Source organism: Marinitoga sp. 1155, from assembly GCF_001021175.1.
Taxonomy (GTDB): Bacteria; Thermotogota; Thermotogae; order Petrotogales; family Petrotogaceae; genus Marinitoga.
On sequence record NZ_AZAX01000055.1, the window covers coordinates 29245 to 50656 of the forward strand.

Below are 21412 nucleotides of genomic sequence, written 5' to 3' on the forward strand. Positions count from 1 at the left end.
TATGAAAAAAACTAGTATTATATTATTTATATTTATTATAGGTATTCTGACTTTTTCAAATCCAACAATAAATAAACCATGGAATTATTCATTCAACCCTGCCTTATTTGATTATGGAACAAGGAATCTTATAGATATTGGAGGGAATTTAACTGTAGATTTTGAACAGCCATTTATTAATTTTGGAGATTTTTTTAAAGAAGAAATGATAATAGACTTTAATGAAATATATGATAATTTAAAAGGGGAAAATCTTGATATTAATTTAGAGGCAAATGCTTTAATGTATGGAAAACTCCATTTATGGATGTTTTCTTATGCTAAATCATTTAATTTATATTCAAATACAAAATTATCTCTGCCAAATGATTTAATTAAACTAATATCATATGGTAATGTTGAAAATGGTGATTTAGTAGATTTGAGTGGAGAAGGTATTATTAATACAGATATTTTATTAGAAGATAATAATTACTTTTCCTGGATTGGTAAAAATTCTATAATTGGAATAAATATATCGAATTTTGCTCCCGTTGCAGTTTTGAGAGGAAATATAACGTTTAAACAAACGCCGGATATAGAAAATGCAACATTAAATATAGATTATTCATTATCAGGAAAGGTTTATAGTTCGTTTGGAATTTTGGATAAATTAATTGATAATGGAAATATGGATTTGGGTTATAATGATATTATGAAGTACTCTGGAACAAAGATAAGTATTGGTTATATTTCAAAAAAAGATAGATGGGGAGTGTCATTAAATGATATAGTTTTAAATAAAGCTAAAGTTAAGTATGAATATACATTAGAAGCTACCGGTAATCTAAATGTAGCGGATTTAAAAGTAATTTCAGATAATGCTACACCAATAATAGAAAAAATATCAGAAACATTAGACAAAGAATATCCGGAAATTTCTTTAGATTTACCGATGAATATTTCTGCTTTTTATACATTTAATTTTCTTTTTGATATAACACCACATTTGCAATATTTTTTTGAAAAAGGGCTGGCATGGGGTATTAATATAGATGGAAATTTATTGTTTATACCATTCTGGTTTGATATTAGTAATAATATAGATTATTGGTCACTAAATACCGGTTTTGGAATTAACTTGCATATATTGGATTTAAATGTTTCTGTTAAAAGTAACACAGCAGATTTTGGAGATGTTTTTGATTTTAATAATTTATCTTTTGAATTAAATGTAGCAGCTGGTATATAACTGGTATATAAAAAGCTCCCGTTAAGGGAGCTTTTTTATGAAATTATAAATAATTTTTGCTGTTAATCCCCATATAATTTTATCTTTATATATATAAAAATAGGTTTTATAAAAACCCTTTCTCCAATTATAATTTTTTCCATTCGGAATTAAATGATAGGGATAATTTTCAGGAGGAACCATTTTTACATCAACTTTATATTTTAAAGGAGAATAATTTATAAAAAAATCTAATGGGACAAAGAAAATTTCAGAAACTTCATCATAATTAAGTTTTAGATCGGAGTTTTTAAAATCTTTAATATATACTAAAAATGGATAAATGATAAAATTAAATGGCGTTGAAAAATAATTTAACTGGGCGACTTTTTCAACTTTTTCATGTGTGATTCCAACCTCTTCTTCTAATTCTCTAATTCCTGCACTATAGAGAGCTTCATTTTTTTCAACTGCTCCACCAGGTAAACTAACTTCTCCGGGCTGACTTAATTTATTTGATCTTATTTCAAATAGAATATGCAGTTTATTATTTATTTTAAGCAATGGAACCATTACAGAAAAAATTTTCAAATCCTCTGTGAAGTGCGCATTTTCTCCCCTAAATAAAATTTTAATATCGTTTATATCCATGATATTCCTCCAGAAAATAATATTTTTATTATATATTATATCATAATAAAAAAAATGCCCCTTTTGGGGCATTTAATCATGGATATATTCCTCTTAATCTTGTAGCAGTTGCAACTCTTTCAATTGCAATAACATATGCTGCAGATCTCATATCTGTTTTATATTTTTCCATAGTTTTAATAGTTGACCAGAAAGCATCTTTCATTTTTCTGTGTAATGCATTTCTAACATCTTCTAATTCCCAGAAGTAATATTGTAAGCCTTGTACCCATTCAAAATAAGATACAGTAACTCCGCCTGAGTTTGCAAGGAAATCAGGAACAATTAAAACACCTTTTTCATTTAATATTTCATCAGCTTCAGGAGTAATAGGGCCATTAGCACCTTCAACTATTAATTTAGCTCTAACATCCTTAGCATTCTTTTCTGTTATGACGTTTTCAATAGCAGCTGGAATTAAAATATCAACATCTAAAGTTAATAATTCATCATTTGTAATTTTTTTGAAATTAACTTCTCCATCATAATCGTTTAATCTGGTTTTTCTTGCAGAGATATAATCCATAATATCTCTTATTTCGTCTGGTGTGAATCCATCTTCTTTATAAACGCCTGTTGAACTATCACTGAATGCTACAACCTTCATACCTAATTCTTCTGCTGTCAATAATGCAGCATAAGTACCAACGTTACCGAAACCATGGACAGCAACTGTTAATTGCTCATTTGATTTTGTAAATACACCTTTGTCTCTTAAGTAATTAGTCGCTTCTTCAACACATACTCTAACGCCTCTACCTGTAGCTTCAGTTCTTCCTTTAGAACCACCTATATCTAAAGGTTTACCTGTAACAATACCGAGTACAGAATGTCCAACATTCATTGAATAAGTATCCATATACCATGCCATTACCTGTGGGTTGGTATTTACATCTGGTGCAGGAATATCCCTATCTTCACCTATAATTACCTGTATTTCTGAGAAAAATCTTCTTGATAGTCTTTCCAATTCTCCGTCAGATAATTCTTTTGGATTTACTGTAACTCCACCTTTACCTCCACCATATGGGATATCTACAACTGCAGATTTCCAGGTCATCCAGAAAGCTAAAGCTCTAACTTCGTCTAAAGTTACATCCTGATGATATCTAATTCCACCTTTAGCAGGTCCTCTAGCAATATTGTGTTGAACTCTGTGTCCGGTGAATACCCTTATTGAACCATCATCCATTTTTACAGGGAAATTAACTGTTAGTTCTCTTTTTGGTTTTGAAAGTACTGCTTGTAAATTTGGGTCTAAATCCATTACTTTACATGCTTTATCAAACTGTTTCAATGCATTTTCAAATAAGCTCATGCCAGCACCCTCCTCAGATAAAATAACTTCATTTTAATTTTAAAATTTTTTACCAAATAAAACAAGCCGTATATGAGTGATTTCCAGCCATATATGCGTATTTATTTTAGATTAGGTATAAAAATCTCTTTAGATTATATAATATGAAAAATTTTTCACGAAAAAAATTTCTTATTGATAATTGGTGTTTTTATTAACTTAATATTTAATTTTTTACTCTAATGCTTTTCATTTACTTATGAGTTAATCTAAACAAAAATAACTTGTTTTGTATTTTAAAAATTTATTTGATATAATGAATGTGATAAAAATTCCAAAAGGAGGAAGAAAAATGAAAGTACTCGTTATCAACTCTGGTAGCTCTTCTATAAAATATCAATTATTAGACATGACAACAGAAAAAGCTTTATCGAAAGGTTTAGTTGAAAGAATAGGTATAAATGGATCAAGAATTGTTCATAAAGTAAATGGCGAAAAACATATTTTAGAACATGAAATTCCAAATCATGAAGTTGGTTTGAAACTTGTTTTAGACTTATTAACAGATGAAAAATATGGTGTATTGAAAGATTTAAAAGAAATAGATGCAGTAGGTCATAGGGTTGTTCATGGAGGGGAACGATTTGCATCTTCAGTTAAAATTACTGATGAAGTATTAAAAACCATAGAAGCACTATCTTTCCTTGCTCCTTTGCATAATCCTGCAAATATAATGGGAATTAAATCTGCAATGAAATTATTACCAGGCGTACCACAGGTTGGAGTTTTCGATACAGCATTTCATCAAAAAATGCCATCAAAAGCATATTTATATGCAATACCTTATGAATATTATGAAAAATACAAAATTAGAAGATATGGTTTTCACGGAACAAGTCATAGATATGTAGCTAAGAGAGCTTCAGATATTTTAGGAAAACCATATGATGAATTGAAAATTATAACTGTACATGTTGGTAATGGAGCTTCTGTTGCTGCTGTTAAAAATGGAGTTTCTGTAGATACATCAATGGGGTTCACTCCACTTGAAGGATTGGTAATGGGTACAAGAAGTGGTGATATTGATCCTGCAATTGTTGAATTTTTGGAAAAAGAAGAAGGGTTATCCGCAAAAGAAGTTGTTAATATTTTAAATAAAAAGAGTGGGGTTTTGGGATTAACTAAAGGATTTAGTAGTGATATGAGAGATATTGAAGATAATGCAATTGAAGGTGATCCAGTATGTAGATTGGCATTTGATATATATGAATATAGAATTGCAAAGTATATTGGAGCATATGTTGCTGCAATGAACGGTGTTGATGCAATAGTATTTACTGCTGGTGTTGGTGAAAATTCACCTATAATGAGAGAAGAAATAATTGAAAACTATCTTGGATATTTAGGAATAGAAGTTGATAAAGAAGCAAATAAAGTAAGAGGTGAAGAAAAGATTATTTCCACAAAAGATTCAAAGGTAACAGTTATGGTAGTGCCGACAAATGAGGAATTAATGATAGCCAGAGATACAAAGGAAATAATCGAAAAAGGATTGGATGAATTAAAAATATAATATAAAAAAACGAGAAGGCTTTTGTCTTCTCGTTTTTTGTTATGTCAAATTTTTTATTATATTTTTATTATAAAAGTGTTATAATTATATTAGAGAATATGTGATTACGATGTCCAAAAAATAAAGTCGCTCAAACCTTGATTGTTAATCCTCAAAAATAGCTCATTATCGCCGGTCGTATCAGACTCACATCCATGTTCGGCTTCACTCAATTTTACCCTTAGATTTTTTATAAAAAATCTAAGGGAAAAGGTGAGCGATAGCTCAAAAGTTTTTTATAAAATCAAAAATATTTAAACCAATACCCGCGGTAGCGTGTATGGACAATCTGCGAGTTTTCGCTTGCTTTACTAATTGGACACCATATATGTGATTAGAATATCTAAAAAGTCAAATTCACTCAGGCAGTTTGATTACATATCATCAAATATCCGTGGTAGCGTGTAACACCGCAGATGTGCACTTATAGCAGGAGGTAAAAATTATGATAAAAACAATTAATTTAAAAAAAATTTATAAAAATGAAGGTGTTGAAGTTCATGCTTTGAAAGGAATAAATCTGGAAATTAAAGATGGTGAGATGGTTTCTATCTTAGGGCCATCTGGTTCTGGTAAATCTACACTTTTAAATTGTTTATCTGGAATAGATAAGCCAACAGAAGGAAAGGTTATTATAAACGATGTTAATATAACCTCTTTGAAGGATGATGAATTAACAACTTTTAGGGCAAAAAATATGGGATTTATTTTTCAATTTTTCAATTTAATCCCAGTATTAAATGCTGTTGAAAATGTGGAATTACCTTTATTAATACTTGGTTATAATGAAAAAGAGGCCAGAGAGAGATCAGAACAAATGTTAATAGAAGTTGGATTAAAAGATAGGATGAAAAATTTTCCCAATATGTTAAGTGGTGGAGAAGCACAAAGGGTAGCAATTGCCCGGGCTCTTGTTGCGGAACCAAAGATTATATGGGCTGATGAGCCAACAGGAGCTCTTGATACAAAAACAGGAATAACAATTATGAATTTAATAAAAGAATTAAATGAAAAAAATAAACAAACATTTGTTATTGTTACCCATGATCCCAGAATTACAGAATATACTCAAAGAATTCTGAAAATGGATAGTGGATGGTTATCTGAATGAAATGAGGTGATCTCATGGTTATTATATTGTTATTAATAATAGTAGTAATTTTAGTATTCTTTTTTGTAAAAGCATCTTTCAGTCCACATATTTTGAAAATATCCTTTAGAAATATATTTAGAATAAAAAGAGAATCATTTTTAATGATTTTAGGGTCAATGATAGGTGCTGCATTCATTATAGGATCATTAGGTATGAATGATTCCTTTAAAAATTATATATATAAAAGCGTTGATTTGTATTTTGGTGAAATTGATGAAGTTATAAATTCAAAGGTTAGTATAAATTATGAAGATATTAAACCCTTTATAGAAAAATTAGAAAAAGAAGATTTGATAGATGGTGTTATTCCTATTTATTTTAAGTTGTTTCCTGTAACAAAAAAAGGAAATATTAGAGGGTTAAAAATTTCTGAATTATCTCAGGCAAGTATAGTTGGGATGGATTATACCTTAATTGAAAATTTTGGTGAAAAAGAAATAAAAATACCATCAGAATTTTTAAAATTACGAGATAATGAAGCCATTATAACCAGAAGGTTAGCTGAAAGACTTAAAGTTTCAGAAGGAGAATATATAGAAATAATTACAGGAGCATCACCGATAAATCTATTATTTCCCAGGAGTTTTAAAGTTGTAAAAATTATAGATTTAAAGAGTATATTAAATTATAGGGGGTTGGATGCGAATAATGGTATAGGTACGGTATTTGTTACGTTAAATGCAGGGAGAAAAATTTCAAGGGTTCCGGAAAATCATTATTTTCAGATTTTAATTTCAAATAAAGGCGACTTTATTGAAGGAAATAAATTAACAGATAAAGTAAAAAAAATATATGAACAAATGAATATAAAAGCTGAATTTATACCGGTAAAGTCAAATCAAATAAAAGCTGTTGATCGTGGAGGGGTATCTTATATCTTTCTGGCTTTAAGTCTATTTTCAATAATTTCTGGTGGAGTATTGATAACAAATATGTATTCAATGCTTATAAGTGAAAGAAAAAGAGAGTTAGGAGTATTAAGAGCGATAGGATTTAAAAGAAGAGATATACGAAATGTAATATTCTATGAAAGTATATTTTATACATTATTTTCTATACCATTAGGTATAGCGACTGGATTGTTGATTTCCAGATTAACTTTTTCAAAAGTAACCTCGTTATTTAAGGAATTATCATCTTTTGAAAATATAATAGGAGAAATTCCTTTAATTGATGCATACTATATATCTTTAAACTCTATATTAATTGGAGTTGTAGTGGGAGTATTTCTTCCTTTGACAATAACATTCTGGTATTCATATTCGATAGGTAAATTGAATATTGTAAATGCTATTAAAGATTTAGAGGAAGAAAAGAAAAAAGGTAAATTTGGGAAATATAAGATAGTTATTGAAAATATATTATCTATTTTAATATTTTTAATTTCCTTAATATTAAAAATAGATAGCTTTATTATGTTGGGAATAAAAAGTTTTTTAATACTTCTTTCTGCGATTATGATTGTCACATTTAACTTAAAATTTATAGAAATATTTTTATTGAAATTGATAAAATTGAAAGGAAAATTTGTGCCCATATTGAAAATAGCTTTTTCATATCCTATGAGGAATAGAAAAAGAACAGGAGCAATTATTACTTTATATAGTATGGTTATATTTATAATAGTGGTTTTAACGATACTTCCATACATCCAACAAAAACATTTAAAAAGATCCAGAGATTCTTTGTTTGCAGGATTTGATGGAGTGGTTGTTGAAATGCCTACAACACTTTTGCCTATTAAAATATCAAAAAAAGATTTAAAAAGTGTAAAAGGTATTAAAGATGTTGGAGAATTTTACTTTATAGTAGCACATGAAAACAATAATGATTATGGAATAGTATTTGGTTCAAAAGAATTTTTTACAAAAAATAAGATAAAAATAAAAAAAAGTATATTTGAAGGACTTTCAGAAGATGAAATATGGCTGGAAATTTATAATAATCCAGGTTATGCTATAATGCCTGAGAGATTAACTGATCCAAAATATGGTTACAATTTTGAACTTGGTAAGACTTATACCGCATATATACCAGCTCAAACATTTGGTCCTAATAAAAGTGAAACATCAAATTCATCAGAAAGCACTATAACCTATAAAATAGTAGCAATAACTTCAAAAATAAGTGAAACACTTGCAATGGGACCTGTAATAAGTTTAAAAAACCCCGAGTTGGAAAAGTATAAAAAAAATGCAGTTCATGGTTTCTTTTTTTCAATTTATCCTGAATATAAATTGCAGGTAGAGGAATATCTTAAAAAGAAAAATCAGTTTTACATTTTTGTAGACGATTTACTTAATTTAGGATTAAAAGCATCTCAAGGAATGGTCAGTATATTCAATTCATTTTTATATTTTGGACTTATGATAGGAATTATTGGAATTGCAATTACAATGATGAAAGCTGTCAATGAAAGAAGGAGAGTTATAGGAATGTTAAAGGCAATAGGCTTTACAAAAAATATGGTATTTTTATCTTTTTTTATAGAATCATCTATTATTATAATCCTTGGGCTTATTATTGGAAATTCAGCAGGTATTTTTACAAGTTATTTGATTTTTCAAAAGTTATTTGAAGATGTAGGTATAACTTTTCAAATTCCTTATTTAAAATTATTTATAACGTCGATATCCTTTTATATAATTTCAGTTTTATTTATATATTTACCATCAAAATCAGCGTCAAAGCTTTCTCCAAATGAAGCCATGAGAGCTTTGGATTAAACTTAAACTATAAAAAAATCGCAGATTGTCAATCTGCGATTTTTTGTTTTCAATTTATAATATTTAAAATCGTACAGTAAAAGATAAATAATAATCAGTGGTAATAAAAGGAATATTAATATCTTTTAGAGGGTCTTCTTGATCAAGAATTTGTGTATATATTGAAACCATGCTGACGGAATTATAAAGATAATCTGTAGGGTTATATCCTTGCAAAAATTGCAAAGCACCCTGTATAAGAGTTAGTCTATAACCAAGTTCCAGGCCGAAGACATCTCCAGAATAAAATCGAACTCCTGCTCTTGAAATAGAATATAAAGAATCTTCTTTTGCTTTTTTTATAAAAGCGTCAAAATCTGGATCATTTGGATCAGGGTTAACATTTACTGCTAATAAATATCCGCCTTCAATTCCTCCAAAAATTTCTAAAGAATCTGTTATATAATATCCAAGCTGTGAAAATCCCTTTGCAATTATTGAATTAAGTCCAAGGTTAAATTGTAAATCTGGATCTTCAAACTTCATTGTTATACCATACATAGATGCCTGTGCGTGTGTTTTTAAAGAAAATTTGCCAAAATTAAAATTATTATGGTTATATCCATTTAAATAATATATATAGAGATATCCATTATCAGGTCGTGGTTGTCCAAAATAAGAAGGAAACACAAAAGGATCTATAATACCGCCATTGATATTTAAAACCATGAGATCTGTTAAATAATATCTTAATCCGAGGTTATATACACCAAGTATATCGAGTAATGGTGCTGTGGATATTTCTAAATTTGAAACTGAATATCCAATACTTTCAAAATTAACAAATAAGCCTTTATCGTGTTGCGGAACAATGTCGGATTTTATTGCAAAGGAAATTATACTCATTATAACTATTATACCTATTATTATTTTTTTCATATTCCCCCTCCTTCTGGTTTTAAAATAATTTTAATACGTTATTATTATACCATAAAAAATCCAATATTTTAAATCAAAACATCCTCATTTTTAAATATCTGACTTGCGATATAAGTTATTAAAAATCCTAGTAAAATAATTATTATAGAATTCATTACATAAACTTTAGAATATTTTACTGTATCTCCAAGCGGAATATATTTAAATATAGTAATATATCTAATCCATTCCCACTTTTCAACTACTGTACCAAACATATCACCTACGTACATAATTAAAAATACACCCATTGAGATAGAAATTGTATTAAAAGAGTTTTGAAAAATAACAGATAATAAAATGGTTAATGCTCCAAAAAATATTTCAATTACAAATAAATAAAGCGCAAATCCGGCTAAAATCGTTGCATTATATTCATAATTAACATAAATATTAAAAAGCAATAAAATACTTACACCAAAAATTACTGCAAATATTGTATAATAAATAAACACAGCAAAAGCTTTTTTCAGAAAAATTTGATTCCTTGTTATTGGTTTAGTTAAAATATATTCTATTGTTTTAGTCTCATATTCATTTACAAAAATATTTGATGCCAATAAAATTGCAAATATTGCTGCAAATATTTCAGCCATAATCATAACCTTTGCACTAAAAAAACCTTCTGGTGTAATAAATGACTCATCTATATTAAAAACTTTAAGAATAAACTTTGGCATTGAATTAATAAAATCTGTTAACATATCCGCATCTTTCATAATACTATCAATAAATGGCGCTACTAACCAGGAAAACATCAATAAAATCATTGACCATATTAAAAAGCTTTTATAATTAAATTTTAGCTCCTTTTTTAATAACATTTTTTCATCTCCCTAAATAATAATATCTTTTTTCTCAAAGATCTTTCGAGCAATAGAGACAATTAATAATGACAAAATAATTATCATAAAAATATTAAAATAATATATTTTTTGATTAAGAACTATATCCCTAATCGGCATATAATAAAATATGCTTATCCTTCTTAAAAATTCTGTATTTTTTACGCCCTCAGTTACAGTAACCCCAAAATACATAAAAAATAGCAGTCCAAGTGTTATTGAATTTGTTAATTTTCTTTTTTGAAAAAATAACGAAATCAACACACTAATAGATGCAAAAAAAATCTCTGTTGTTAATAAGTATAGGAAGAAACCAAACAATACTAAATTACTATAATCCTGATCAACATAGATTAAAAAAAACATGGCAATTGAACCAAAAAAAACTAATGCCAATAATACAATATCTATAAAAATAACAAATATCTTATTAATATAAATTTTTGACCTGGAATATGGTTTTATTAATAAATACTCAATAGTTTTATTATCAAATTCTCCTGCAAATATTTTACTTGATAACATAGATGCATACAATCCGAAAAATATAAACATAAAAGTCATACCTTCCGAGCCAATAAGCCCTTCAGGTTTTGATAATATTTGAACATCCATATTAAATGCACTTAAAAATTGTTTTGGCATTCTCTCAAGGAATTTTACAAAAAACTCCAATTCTTTTATCATAAAATCTGTTAAACCTGCATATAACATATTAAACAATGTAATAACTATAATCCATATAAATAAATTTTTAAAATTAAACTTGAATTCTTTCTTTATTAATGTCATAATCTCACTTCCTATTTATATAATTCTAAGAAAATATCTTCTAATGCCGGATTTTTAATTTCTATATCCCTAAAATTAGTCTTTACTAAATCATTCAAAAAGTTTTTAAGTTCAAAGGATTTTACTTCAAAAGTATATATTCCATTTTCATTATTTTTATACTTATATTTTTTCAATTCATCTGTTAATTTCAAATCGTATATTACAGCAATTTTCTTTGAAATATCTTTCAGTCCTTCTATTGTTCCAGATTTTACAATATTTCCATCTTTTATCATTGCAAAACTATCACATAATTTTTCAACTTCAGATAAAACATGTGAAGAAAATAAAATAACAGCCCCATTTTCTTTATGTTTTTTTATTAATTTATAAAATTTTTGTTGAACCAATGGGTCTAACCCGTTTGTAGGTTCATCTAAAATTAAGTACTTTGGTTTGTGTACTAAAGCCTGTAAAATTGCTATTTTTTTCTTATTTCCAAGTGATAAGGCTTTAAACTTTTTATTAATCTCTATATCCAATAATTCAATAATTTCTTTCTCATATTCTAAATCAATATTTTTATAAAATGAGCGATTAAAAGCTAAAAATTCTTTAATTTTCATATCACCATAGAAATTAACCTCTCCAGGAATATATCCTATATCTTCTTTTATAAAATCAATTTCATATGGCATTCTTTTGTCTTCAATTAAAGCTTCTCCCTCATCTGGCTTTAAAAATCCTGTTAAAACTCTAATTGTTGTTGTTTTTCCAGCTCCGTTTGGACCAATCAATCCAAATATTTCCCCTTCTTTGATTTCAAAAGAAACATTTTCGATACCTTTGTGTTTGCCATAATATTTTTTCAAATTACTTATTTTTATCATAATTCCCCTCCTTTTTTTTAATTCCGTTTTCAAAAATAAATATTATTTGATTGGATAAATCAGCCATTTCATCCCAGGATAGATCTGTTTTATGTTTTTTTACATACTCTAATATAGAATTATTTAAATTTAATATAAGAAATGATGTAAACTTAAGATCAATATTTTCATAAATTTCTCCTCTTTCTTGTGCTTGTTTTAATAAAGAAAAAATCATTTTTTCTCCTTTATTATTTAAGTTTCCAGTGATTTCCTCTATAAATTGCTCATCTTCATTTAAAAATAAATAGCCAATTTGGGCAAATTCTGGAAAATCTTTTATAAATTTTAACGAAACATCAGCCATATTTTTCATTAAAGAAAAAATATCCATTTTGTCAATATTTTTATTGACAATATCATTTAAGTATTTTAATTTTGTCTCTGCAATTAAATCGATAATATATTTATATAAATCTTTTTTATTTTCAAAATATTGATAAAAGCTCCCTTTAGAAATTTTAGAATTTTTTACTATTCTATTTACACTTGATTTTGAAAAAGAGTAAATACTAAATTCTTTTATCGCTACATCTATAATTTTCTTACGTTTTTTTTCAGGTAAATTAAAAAATGTTTTTTTAGGCATTTAATCTCCTCCTTATGACCTAAAAGTCATATGACCTTATAGTCATATAATAACCCTTTTGTATTACAAATACGTTAAGATTTTTCATTTTTAATCTTTGAATGTACTTTGATATTATGCTGAAAAATATAAAAAAAACAAAAACCAGGCCAATGCCTGGTTTTTGTTTTTTATAAAAAATAATTATTAATTAAAGATAATTATAAAGATTTTCATTGTTTCATCTAATAATTCTAACTCTTTTATATATTGTGTTCTATCTATGTAATAATAGTTTAGTTTATTTTTATTAATATATCATCCATGATTTTCGGATCTGTTGGTTGTCCTCCACCAAATGCCCATTGACCACCTTCTGGAGTTAAAGGTCTTAAAACTGATTCTATACCATCATAATCATATGTAGTGATATAAATCTTCCACCCACTTAAATTATCTGTTTCTAAAACTGATAAAGGAATAGTAAAACTGATTGTTGCTAATTGTTTATTAACCTTTATTGTTGGAACAGGCGTAATTGGTTTTCCCATAGTATCTTTATTTGCACCCTCAGAACTATGAACAGAGACAATCCAACCAGTTAAATATAATTCATAATCCCAATCCAAATTATCAGGCATTTTAGCATTTTGCTGAGGTAAAACTTTAATACCTTCTTTATCGGGATTATCAAAGAAAATTTGAAATGTCACATGATCAAAACCATTTGCAGGAGACCAACTATCAGTAACTTCTTTCATTATCAAGTCTACTTTCAATTGTGTACCTATTTGTTGTATTTTAACAGCTTTAATATCAGCCTGATTTTTGAATGTGGTATCTAATGGATACTTATATGTTCCAAATGGTCCGAAATCATCTTCCAGTCTATCTTCTACATATGCTAAATCTTTCGAAGGAATATCTATATTTATTTCATATGTTTTAGAATAAGCATTAATAATAGGTATTTTTCCATAGGCTTTTACAAAGATTTTATGTTTTCCAGGTGTAAATTCCGATATTTTTACAGGAATTTGCCATTTTTCATTTTCTCTTTTATTTAAATTTAATGTTACATATTCCTTTTCTTCGCCATCAATTATTAACTTTATACTCTTAGCATTATTTGCTATACCTTTAATAACAAAATCTGTTTTATAACTTGATCCAGATTCTATATTTATTATTTTCACATAGGTATCTTTCTTTTTTACTGATTTTATTTCATTTGTTATTCTATAAATTGCAACAGCTTTTCCATTCATCAGAGTATTCAATGTACCTTTATACACAATATCTTTTCCTAACATATTTAAAGCAAATATGTTTTTTAAAACAATACCTTTTTTTAATCCAAGATCTATACCAGTTGCATATTTTCTTTTAGCATTTGTATTTATCATAACTAAATATTTTTCATTATTATTACTTATTGTATATGCTAATACTCCAGGACCTATTTCATCAGCAAATACAACATCAACTTTTCCATATCTAAAAACTGTATTTTCTTTTCTTAATTTAGTTAATGTTTGTATAAATTTATATAAATCATTCTCTATATCAAAATGATCTACACCTTTTGATGCAAATCCTCCTTTAAACATAGTTGCTCTAGTTTCTTCAAAACCTTGTTCTGTTCCATAATAAATTGTTGGAATACCTGGAATAGTAAAAATTAAGGTTAAAGCTTGTTTTAAATCGTTTTTAGTCGCACCTTTTAAAAATCTATCCATATCGTGATTATCAACAAAAGTTACCAACCTTTTCGAATCATAATATTGTTGTCTTTCTTTTAATCTAAAAGCAAGATATGAAGTAGGTTTTCCTTCTTTAAAAACACGTTTTATACCAGTTAGCAAGGGGAAATCTAACATAGAATTATAACCATCATCAAAATATTCTTTTAACGTTTTTTCTCCTGTGTTATCAAATGGTGGAGGAGTTATCCAGGCTTCTCCAAACACGATAAAATTATCTTTTCCTTCTTTTTTAGCTGTAGAATATATTCCATCTTTATCATTTAAAAATTTTTTCCAGAATTCATGAGGGACATATATAGCAGTATCTATTCTGAAACCATCTATTCCAACTTTCTTTATCCAGAAATTATACGAATCTTTTAATGCATCTATGACTATCGGGTTTTCTGTATTTAAATCATCTAAATTAGCAAATTCAGTATTTTGCTTATCAGGATTTTTAATTTCTGTTGGAAAATGATATATGTTCATTCTCCTTTGTTCTGGATCATTATAATCATTCATATCAAATGGATATTGAATCGGTTTTTTTGTTGGAATGCTTTTATCATTTAAAAAATATTTTCCATCTTTATATATAAAAAAATTTCCCACATGATTTGTTACGATATCCTGAATAACGTATAATCCTCTTTTATGGGCTTCATCTACCAATTTTTTATATATTTCAATATCCCCGAAATGTTCATCCACTTTTTTAAAATCTCGTGCCCAGTATCCATGGTATCCACCATAATTTACATAACCATCCCACCATTGATTTGCTACTGGTGGGGTAATCCATATAGCAGTAGCACCAAGATTTTTTATATAGTCCAGTTTTGATATAATACCTTTCAAATCCCCACCATTATATTTAGAATTTTCAAAACCAGCTTCTATTCCATTTTTAGTTAAAACATCGTTACTAAAATCTCCGTTGGCAAATCTATCGATCATTACAAAATAAATAACTTGATCTTCCCAGTTAAAAGAATTTGCATATGTTATTCCAAACAGTATTAAAAAAGATATAAATAGAAAAGATTTCCTCATTTTAACAACCTCCTTTAATTGATAAGTAAATTATAACAAATAATATCTGATTTAACATATAGAGATTTAAGTTATTATAAAGTTATAATCATAAATATTTTTTTATAAATAAATATTGTCCGATATAATTCTCTCTAATTAATTACAAAAAAACTTTCAAACATGTAGATTAAATATATCGAAAAAGAAAGTTTTTATTCTCTTAAATAAAAAAGTCTTTTCTTAACTTGACAAATGAAAAAAAATAATATATAATAATACTCGGATTGAGCGTGACCCGCTAGCTCAGGCGGTAGAGCACTTGACTTTTAATCAAGGGGCCCTGGGTTCGAGTCCCAGGCGGGTCACCAGTTTTTTATACTCTGCCATGGCGCGAGTGGCGGAATTGGCAGACGCGCTGGACTTAGAATCCAGTGGGATTTACCCGTGTGGGTTCAAGTCCCACCTCGCGCACCAACACGTTGTTTATTGCGGAAATAGCTCAGTGGTAGAGCACCTGCTTGCCAAGCAGGGGGTCGCGGGTTCGAATCCCGTTTTCCGCTCCAAAACACTCAAAGGCTCCATTACGGAGCCTTTTTTCTTTTTTTAAGAAACATATTTTATTATCTTTTATATCTCCATAATATTAACTTCTTTATCATGCGGGTCTATTAAAGCTATAGTTGCTCTATTTGTTAACCATCCAGAAGCTTCACCGGGATTAACAACAACTGTATCATTACTGTTTTTTCTATGAATAATTTCATGTGTATGTCCAAAAAATATAAAATCATATAATCCACTTTTTTCAGCGGCATTTAATGCATATGGCTCATGCATCATAAAAACTTTATAATTTCCTATTTCAATACTTCTTGGACCAATTAAAATTTTTCCATTTGATCTTTCACTTAGCAATAATTTTTCACCATCATTATTACCAAAAACACCATAAAAATCTATACCTTCTTTTAAAATGTAAGGTAAAACAAATGGAGCTACAAAGTCACCACAATGAAAAACAGCTGTAATGTTCTCTCTTTCGATAATTTTTTCTATTTCTTTCATTTTATACATATTATCATGTGTATCAGAAATCACCAGCCACATAAATTACCCCCTCCTTTGCCACTATCTATTATCATTATATCTCATTTAAAATTATTTGTCCACTTTTATGATATAATTATTTTAAAATTAGCAAAACAAACTAACGGAGGTGGAAAGATGGAAAGTATGAAAAGAAATTTCTATGCTTTCATCTGGCATGCAATCTTTTTAGCTATTGCTAGCTCATTTATAGAAATAAATACAGTTATACCTTCTTTAATATTAAAGGCTGGCGGCGGTGAAATATTGCTTGGAATAGTTACTGCTATAACAGTTGGAGTACCTTTATTGGCACAACTGTTTTTTGCTAGTTTTTTAGTTTCAAAAAAAAGAAAAAAGCCATATTTGTTAACAGGTATTTATCTCAGGATATTTTCGTTATTAGCAATAGGTTTGATTTTAATTTCAAGTATACCTGATAAAATGTTATTGGCATTAATAATTATAATTATTTCTATATTTTCATTTAGTGGCGTTTTTGCTGGAGTGAGTTACACTGATCTATTGGGAAAATCAATTCCAACAAAAGAAATTCAAAGAAAATTTATGAGTTATAGACAGATATCCCGCAGCTTTTTTGCTTTAATAAGTGCATTTCTGGCAAAATATATATTAAACACGTTAAATTATCCTAAGAATTATTCGAATATGTTTTTAATTGCATCATTTTCACTTTTTATAGCTTCTTTAGGTTTTTGGTTGATAAAAGAAAAGGAAATTGATACAAATAAGAAATTTCCTTCTTTTATAGAAGTGGTAAAAAATATACCAGAAATTTTATCTAAGGACAGAAATTTATTGAATTATGTGATTTTTAGTAATTTAACTGGATTTGGCCTTATTATTATACCTTTTTATATTTTGCTTGCAAAAAATTCATTTCCAGATGCAAAAAATATGATAGGAAATTTTTTATTATTGCAAATGATAGGAATAGTTCTTGCAAGTATTGTCTGGGGAAAAATCCTGCATAAGAAAGGGTATAAACACGTATTGTTTTTTTGTTCGGTTATGGGGATAGTTCTTCCTATATTATCATTGTTTTTAAGTAAAACAACACCTTATATATATTCTATGATTTTTTTGATATCAGGGTTTACATTGAGTGCAAGACAGATGAGTTTTGAAGGCGTTTTAATTGAAATTAGTACTCATGAAAACAGAGCTTTATATGTTGGTATTTCTGGAGCGTTAAATATAGTCACAGCTATCTTGCCTTTAATTATAGGTACAATAATTAAATATTTAGGTTTTAATTTGGTAATGCCTTTTGTAAGCGCGATGATAATAATTAGCTTATATTTCTTGGTTAAAATTGAATTGCATACTTAGAAATATAATAATACCCTTTTATAAAAGTTATAAAAGGGTATTAATTTTTGACTTTTTTTATCACATATATATTCAATTGACAGATAAATGTTTATATGATATAATAAAGAAGAAGAAATTTTTAATTATATGTGAATATTATAACTTTTTTGGAGGTGATTATATGAAGTATGATATTATTGTAATTGGTGGAAGTGCCGCAGGTTTAATTGCTGCTATGACATCAAGGAAGCTATACAAAGATAAAAGTATTTTAGTTATAAAAAAATTAGAAAAGGAATTAGTTCCATGTGGTATTCCTTATATTTTTCACACTTTAGGTAGTGTTGAAAAGGATTATATGGGAATAGAAGAAAAATTCAAAACTAACAACATTGATTTATTAATCGACGAAGTTATTGATGGTAATACTGATGAAAAAATAATAAAAACAAAGGGCGGAAAAGAATTTGAGTATGATAAATTAATTATTGCAACAGGTTCAACGCCTTTTATTATTCCAATTCCTGGACACAATCTGGAAAATGTAATGACTATTCCGAAAAATTATAAGTATTTAGATAATGTTCATGAAAAGATCAAAAATGCAAAAAATGTAATTATTATTGGTGGAGGTTTTATAGGTGTTGAAGTAGCTGATGAAATAAAAAAATCAGGAAAGAATGTAACCTTAATTGAAGCAAGGGACTACTTATTACCAGCTTCCTTTGATAGTGACTTTGGAGAAATTGCTAAACAAGAAATTGAAGGCGATAATGTAAAAGTGCTTCTAAGTGCTAAAGTTAAAGAAATTGTTGGAGATAATAAGGTTGAAAAAGCTATTTTAGAAAACGGGGAAGAAATTCCTGCTGATGTTGTAATATTAGCAACAGGTTATAAACCTAATACTGAATTGGCAAAAAAATTAGGAATAAAAATTTCAGAATGGGGCTATATAGAGACAGATGATTATATGAGAACTTCTATAAAAGATGTATATGCTGCTGGTGATTGTGTTCAACATAAGGACTATTTTACAGGTAAACCTTCAAGATTAATGTTGGCTTCCGCAGCGGTGTTTGATGCAAGAATAGCTGCTTCTAATTTATATAAATTGAAATTATTAAGAACAAATAAAGGATCATTAAATGCATATTCTACAATGATTGGAAGTAAAGCCTTTGCTGCCGCAGGCATAACAGAAGCTGTTGCTAAAGCAGAAGGTTTTGATGTCATTATAGGAAGAGCAGAGGTTGTTGATAGGCACCCAGGTAAGTTTGCTGATGCTTCCAAAATTATAATGAAATTGATATTCTCAAAAGAATGCGGTTTGCTATTAGGTGCTCAAATTGTTGGCGGAAAAAGTGTTGGAGAAATAATAAATATTATTAGTTTAGCAATACAAAAAGAAGTAAACGTAAAAGACCTTCTTACAATGCAAATTGGGACACACCCATTATTGACAGCTGCTCCTACTGTTTATCCTCTTGCAGTTGCTGCTGAACAAGCATTAGCTCAAATGTAATTCTAGAATTAAAACTGCCAGGAATCTGGCAGTTTTTTAGTTCGTGCATAAAATTACACAAATTATTTAAAGGTAATACAAAAAATTTATTAATTATTTTGTTTCAAGGGAAGGAGTAAAATCCATTTGCTCTATTTTTTTAGAAAAAACTATAACATCCAGTATTATCAATAAACTTATAGCTAAAAATATCCAATGCACTTCAACTCTATCTACAATCATTCCAATTACAAGCATTCCAAGTGGCGTTGCAGCTTGAAATATTACCCCTAATGCTGAAAATATTTTTGATCTGTTTTCATTAGGTATAATTCGTTGAAAATATACGCTTATGGGTGTATTTATAAAAGCATTTGTTATCCCCATTAACATTAGCAACGCACCAACCACAAGAAATATACTCCATATACTATTAAATTTACTTAAAAAACGCGGAATCAAAACAACGGCTATTAGTAAATTTAAAAATACCATACCATAAATTCCATTTCTAAATAATTTTTTGCTTTCTCTTTTTGAAAAAAATACTGCCAGTAATATATTACCTACTAAAATCCCCAGAGTCCACATCATTTCAAGAAGCCCATATTGTTGGGGTGAGAATCCTATCACTTCTCTAAATGTATAAGGGAACAATACTGCAAACATTGGATTAAACAATAAATTCAAAAAAATTGCCATAAGAATTAAATTTTTTAAAACATAATTATTGAAAATATAGCTCATTGATTCTTTAAGATCATTAAATATTATTTTTGCATTTATTTCTGCAGTTAAAGTGCTTGTTTTCCTATATTTTATAAACATTTCACTAAATGCTGATAATATAAAAGAAATCCCATTTAAAATAAAAACCCATTGCATTCCAAAAAGACCATAAATAACCCCGCCTAAAACAGGACCCATTATCATTGAAGCACTACTAATACTTTCTGTTACAGAATTAGCTTTCATTAAATCTGATTTAGAAACAAGGTCAGGAAGCATTGCGCTTGTAGCCGCTCCAAAAAAACTATCAAGAATAGATATTAAAACCTGCGTGATAAATAATACAATTAAATTTATTTTTCCAATATATGTCATATATGCAAGAAATAATATAATTATTCCCCTGACATAATCCATTGAAACCATAATATTTTTTCTGTTATATCTATCGCCAAGTACTCCGGCAAATGGGGCAATTATTAAAGCTGGTATCATGCTTATCATTGCAAATAATCCCATTTTAGTTCCAGAACCTGTTAAATCCAATATAAATAAAGGCATTGCTACCATTTGAATACCACTACCAACTAAGGATACCATTCTTCCAATAACATAAAGTAAAAAATTTCTTTTTTGTATTTTATTCATAAATAATCACATCCCTAAATTTGATATCTTTTCATTTCAATTAAAATATCCTTTAGATTTTCCATTTCTTCAAATCCTTCATAATACGATTTAATTCTTCTTTTTCTATTCTTCAATTCTCTCTTTTCAAACATAACTTCACCTCCTAAAATTGATATCTTTTCATTTCAAGTAAAACTTTTTCTAAATTCACCATTTCATTAAATCCTTCATAATACGATTTTGTTTTTTTAAATTTCATATGATCACCCCCGAAAAATTTTTATTCATACTTTTAGTTTTTTAAAATTTTTAAAGTAAGATTTTAAATTTCGAATATATTATATCAAATTTTTTAAATGTTGTCAAGTGCCATTTTGATTTTTTGATTTTAAAATATATTTTTTATAAAATCATTCTCTATAAGTTCAATATATTTAATTCTAAACTTAATAATTTCAAATAGGTAGTATAATATAAACTGTGTAAAAATAAAAAAAGGTAGAGAAAAATAAAAAGAAAGTGAAAAAGAAAAGAACGATTTTTAGTGGAAGAATAGCAATGCCAAGAAAAAGGAAAGAAGAAAATGA

At 27.7% G+C, this 21412-nt stretch carries 16 protein-coding genes and 3 tRNA genes; 9 read left to right on the forward strand and 10 right to left on the reverse strand.

Annotated elements, in window-relative coordinates; translation table 11 throughout:
- Position 1 precedes the first annotated feature (1 nt).
- A complete protein-coding gene (locus X274_RS10960) occupies positions 2-1231 on the forward strand; it encodes a hypothetical protein (protein ID WP_047266877.1) in 1230 nt (409 codons plus the stop codon).
- A gap of 21 nt (positions 1232-1252) precedes the next feature.
- On the opposite strand, the gene X274_RS10965 is transcribed toward X274_RS10960, so the two are convergent.
- The gene (locus tag X274_RS10965; RefSeq protein ID WP_047266878.1) at positions 1253-1861 is read right to left on the reverse strand and encodes an NUDIX hydrolase; all 609 of its coding nucleotides are present in this window, start codon (positions 1859-1861) and stop codon (positions 1253-1255) included.
- Positions 1862-1937: 76 nt separating this feature from the next.
- Positions 1938-3218, reverse strand: a complete 1281-nt coding sequence (locus tag X274_RS10970; protein ID WP_047266879.1) for a Glu/Leu/Phe/Val family dehydrogenase — start codon at positions 3216-3218, stop codon at positions 1938-1940.
- Positions 3219-3549: 331 nt separating this feature from the next.
- On the opposite strand from X274_RS10970, the gene ackA reads away from it, so the two are divergent.
- From ackA to X274_RS10985, 3 genes are all read left to right on the forward strand, one after another.
- Positions 3550-4770 (forward strand): acetate kinase, encoded by a 1221-nt coding sequence (gene ackA, locus X274_RS10975; RefSeq protein ID WP_047266880.1) that lies wholly within the window; start codon positions 3550-3552, stop codon positions 4768-4770.
- Positions 4771-5254: 484 nt separating this feature from the next.
- Positions 5255-5920 (forward strand): ABC transporter ATP-binding protein, encoded by a 666-nt coding sequence (locus X274_RS10980; RefSeq protein ID WP_047266881.1) that lies wholly within the window; start codon positions 5255-5257, stop codon positions 5918-5920.
- A gap of 14 nt (positions 5921-5934) precedes the next feature.
- Positions 5935-8688, forward strand: a complete 2754-nt coding sequence (locus tag X274_RS10985; protein WP_047266882.1) for an ABC transporter permease — start codon at positions 5935-5937, stop codon at positions 8686-8688.
- 63 nt (positions 8689-8751) lie between these two features.
- Here the strand turns inward: X274_RS10985 and X274_RS10990 are convergent, their stop codons facing one another.
- From X274_RS10990 to X274_RS11015, 6 genes are all read right to left on the reverse strand, one after another.
- Positions 8752-9606 carry a hypothetical protein gene (locus X274_RS10990; protein WP_047266883.1) on the reverse strand — a complete coding sequence of 285 codons (855 nt, stop codon included), beginning with the start codon at positions 9604-9606 and terminating at the stop codon, positions 8752-8754.
- Positions 9607-9674: 68 nt separating this feature from the next.
- Entirely contained in the window at positions 9675-10469 is a 795-nt protein-coding gene (locus X274_RS10995; RefSeq protein ID WP_047266884.1) for an ABC transporter permease, read from the reverse strand.
- A 12-nt stretch (positions 10470-10481) separates the two neighbouring features.
- Positions 10482-11282 (reverse strand): ABC transporter permease subunit, encoded by an 801-nt coding sequence (locus X274_RS11000; RefSeq protein WP_047266885.1) that lies wholly within the window; start codon positions 11280-11282, stop codon positions 10482-10484.
- 11 nt (positions 11283-11293) lie between these two features.
- Positions 11294-12154: an ABC transporter ATP-binding protein gene (locus tag X274_RS11005; protein WP_047266886.1), complete on the reverse strand. Its 861-nt coding sequence runs from the start codon at positions 12152-12154 to the stop codon at positions 11294-11296.
- Positions 12138-12782 carry a TetR/AcrR family transcriptional regulator gene (locus X274_RS11010; protein WP_047266887.1) on the reverse strand — a complete coding sequence of 215 codons (645 nt, stop codon included), beginning with the start codon at positions 12780-12782 and terminating at the stop codon, positions 12138-12140. Before X274_RS11010 ends, X274_RS11005 begins: the two co-directional genes overlap by 17 nt.
- Before the next feature lie 275 nt (positions 12783-13057).
- Complete coding sequence (locus X274_RS11015) at positions 13058-15562, reverse strand: alpha-amylase family glycosyl hydrolase (RefSeq protein ID WP_047266888.1); 2505 nt, start codon at positions 15560-15562, stop codon at positions 13058-13060.
- Positions 15563-15836: 274 nt separating this feature from the next.
- Here X274_RS11015 and X274_RS11020 point away from each other — a divergent pair.
- The 3 genes from X274_RS11020 to X274_RS11030 all read left to right on the forward strand — a co-directional run bounded on the left by X274_RS11020 (position 15837) and on the right by X274_RS11030 (position 16107).
- Positions 15837-15912: transfer RNA gene (locus X274_RS11020), tRNA-Lys, on the forward strand.
- Between the two features lie 20 nt (positions 15913-15932).
- A tRNA-Leu gene (locus X274_RS11025) sits at positions 15933-16018 on the forward strand.
- Positions 16019-16032: 14 nt separating this feature from the next.
- Positions 16033-16107: transfer RNA gene (locus X274_RS11030), tRNA-Gly, on the forward strand.
- A gap of 64 nt (positions 16108-16171) precedes the next feature.
- Here X274_RS11030 and X274_RS11035 read toward each other — a convergent pair.
- Positions 16172-16651, reverse strand: coding sequence for a metallophosphoesterase (locus X274_RS11035; RefSeq protein ID WP_047266889.1), 480 nt, complete (start codon positions 16649-16651; stop codon positions 16172-16174).
- Between the two features lie 117 nt (positions 16652-16768).
- Between X274_RS11035 and X274_RS11040 the strand changes: the two genes are divergently transcribed.
- Both X274_RS11040 and X274_RS11045 read left to right on the forward strand, forming a co-directional pair.
- On the forward strand, positions 16769-17983 hold the full coding sequence (locus tag X274_RS11040) for an MFS transporter (RefSeq protein ID WP_047266890.1): 1215 nt from the start codon (positions 16769-16771) through the stop codon (positions 17981-17983).
- A 163-nt stretch (positions 17984-18146) separates the two neighbouring features.
- Positions 18147-19487: an FAD-dependent oxidoreductase gene (locus tag X274_RS11045; protein WP_047266891.1), complete on the forward strand. Its 1341-nt coding sequence runs from the start codon at positions 18147-18149 to the stop codon at positions 19485-19487.
- A 93-nt stretch (positions 19488-19580) separates the two neighbouring features.
- On the opposite strand, the gene X274_RS11050 is transcribed toward X274_RS11045, so the two are convergent.
- Complete coding sequence (locus X274_RS11050) at positions 19581-20843, reverse strand: MFS transporter (protein WP_047266892.1); 1263 nt, start codon at positions 20841-20843, stop codon at positions 19581-19583.
- Between the last annotated feature and the right edge of the window lie 569 nt (positions 20844-21412).

Excerpts from the sequence above, each read along its gene's own strand:
- X274_RS11040 (WP_047266890.1), top strand. The coding sequence starts at position 16,769 with ATGGAAAGTATGAAAAGAAATTTCTATGCTTTCATCTGGCATGCAATC.
- X274_RS11035 (WP_047266889.1), bottom strand. The coding sequence starts at position 16,651 with ATGTGGCTGGTGATTTCTGATACACATGATAATATGTATAAAATGAAA.
- X274_RS11010 (WP_047266887.1), bottom strand. The coding sequence starts at position 12,782 with ATGCCTAAAAAAACATTTTTTAATTTACCTGAAAAAAAACGTAAGAAA.
- X274_RS10985 (WP_047266882.1), top strand. The coding sequence starts at position 5,935 with ATGGTTATTATATTGTTATTAATAATAGTAGTAATTTTAGTATTCTTT.
- X274_RS10990 (WP_047266883.1), bottom strand. The coding sequence starts at position 9,606 with ATGAAAAAAATAATAATAGGTATAATAGTTATAATGAGTATAATTTCC.
- X274_RS10965 (WP_047266878.1), bottom strand. The coding sequence starts at position 1,861 with ATGGATATAAACGATATTAAAATTTTATTTAGGGGAGAAAATGCGCAC.
- X274_RS11050 (WP_047266892.1), bottom strand. The coding sequence starts at position 20,843 with ATGAATAAAATACAAAAAAGAAATTTTTTACTTTATGTTATTGGAAGA.
- X274_RS10970 (WP_047266879.1), bottom strand. The coding sequence starts at position 3,218 with ATGAGCTTATTTGAAAATGCATTGAAACAGTTTGATAAAGCATGTAAA.
- ackA (WP_047266880.1), top strand. The coding sequence starts at position 3,550 with ATGAAAGTACTCGTTATCAACTCTGGTAGCTCTTCTATAAAATATCAA.
- X274_RS11015 (WP_047266888.1), bottom strand. The coding sequence starts at position 15,562 with ATGAGGAAATCTTTTCTATTTATATCTTTTTTAATACTGTTTGGAATA.
- X274_RS10995 (WP_047266884.1), bottom strand. The coding sequence starts at position 10,469 with ATGTTATTAAAAAAGGAGCTAAAATTTAATTATAAAAGCTTTTTAATA.
- X274_RS11045 (WP_047266891.1), top strand. The coding sequence starts at position 18,147 with ATGAAGTATGATATTATTGTAATTGGTGGAAGTGCCGCAGGTTTAATT.
- X274_RS11000 (WP_047266885.1), bottom strand. The coding sequence starts at position 11,282 with ATGACATTAATAAAGAAAGAATTCAAGTTTAATTTTAAAAATTTATTT.
- X274_RS10960 (WP_047266877.1), top strand. The coding sequence starts at position 2 with ATGAAAAAAACTAGTATTATATTATTTATATTTATTATAGGTATTCTG.
- X274_RS11005 (WP_047266886.1), bottom strand. The coding sequence starts at position 12,154 with ATGATAAAAATAAGTAATTTGAAAAAATATTATGGCAAACACAAAGGT.
- X274_RS10980 (WP_047266881.1), top strand. The coding sequence starts at position 5,255 with ATGATAAAAACAATTAATTTAAAAAAAATTTATAAAAATGAAGGTGTT.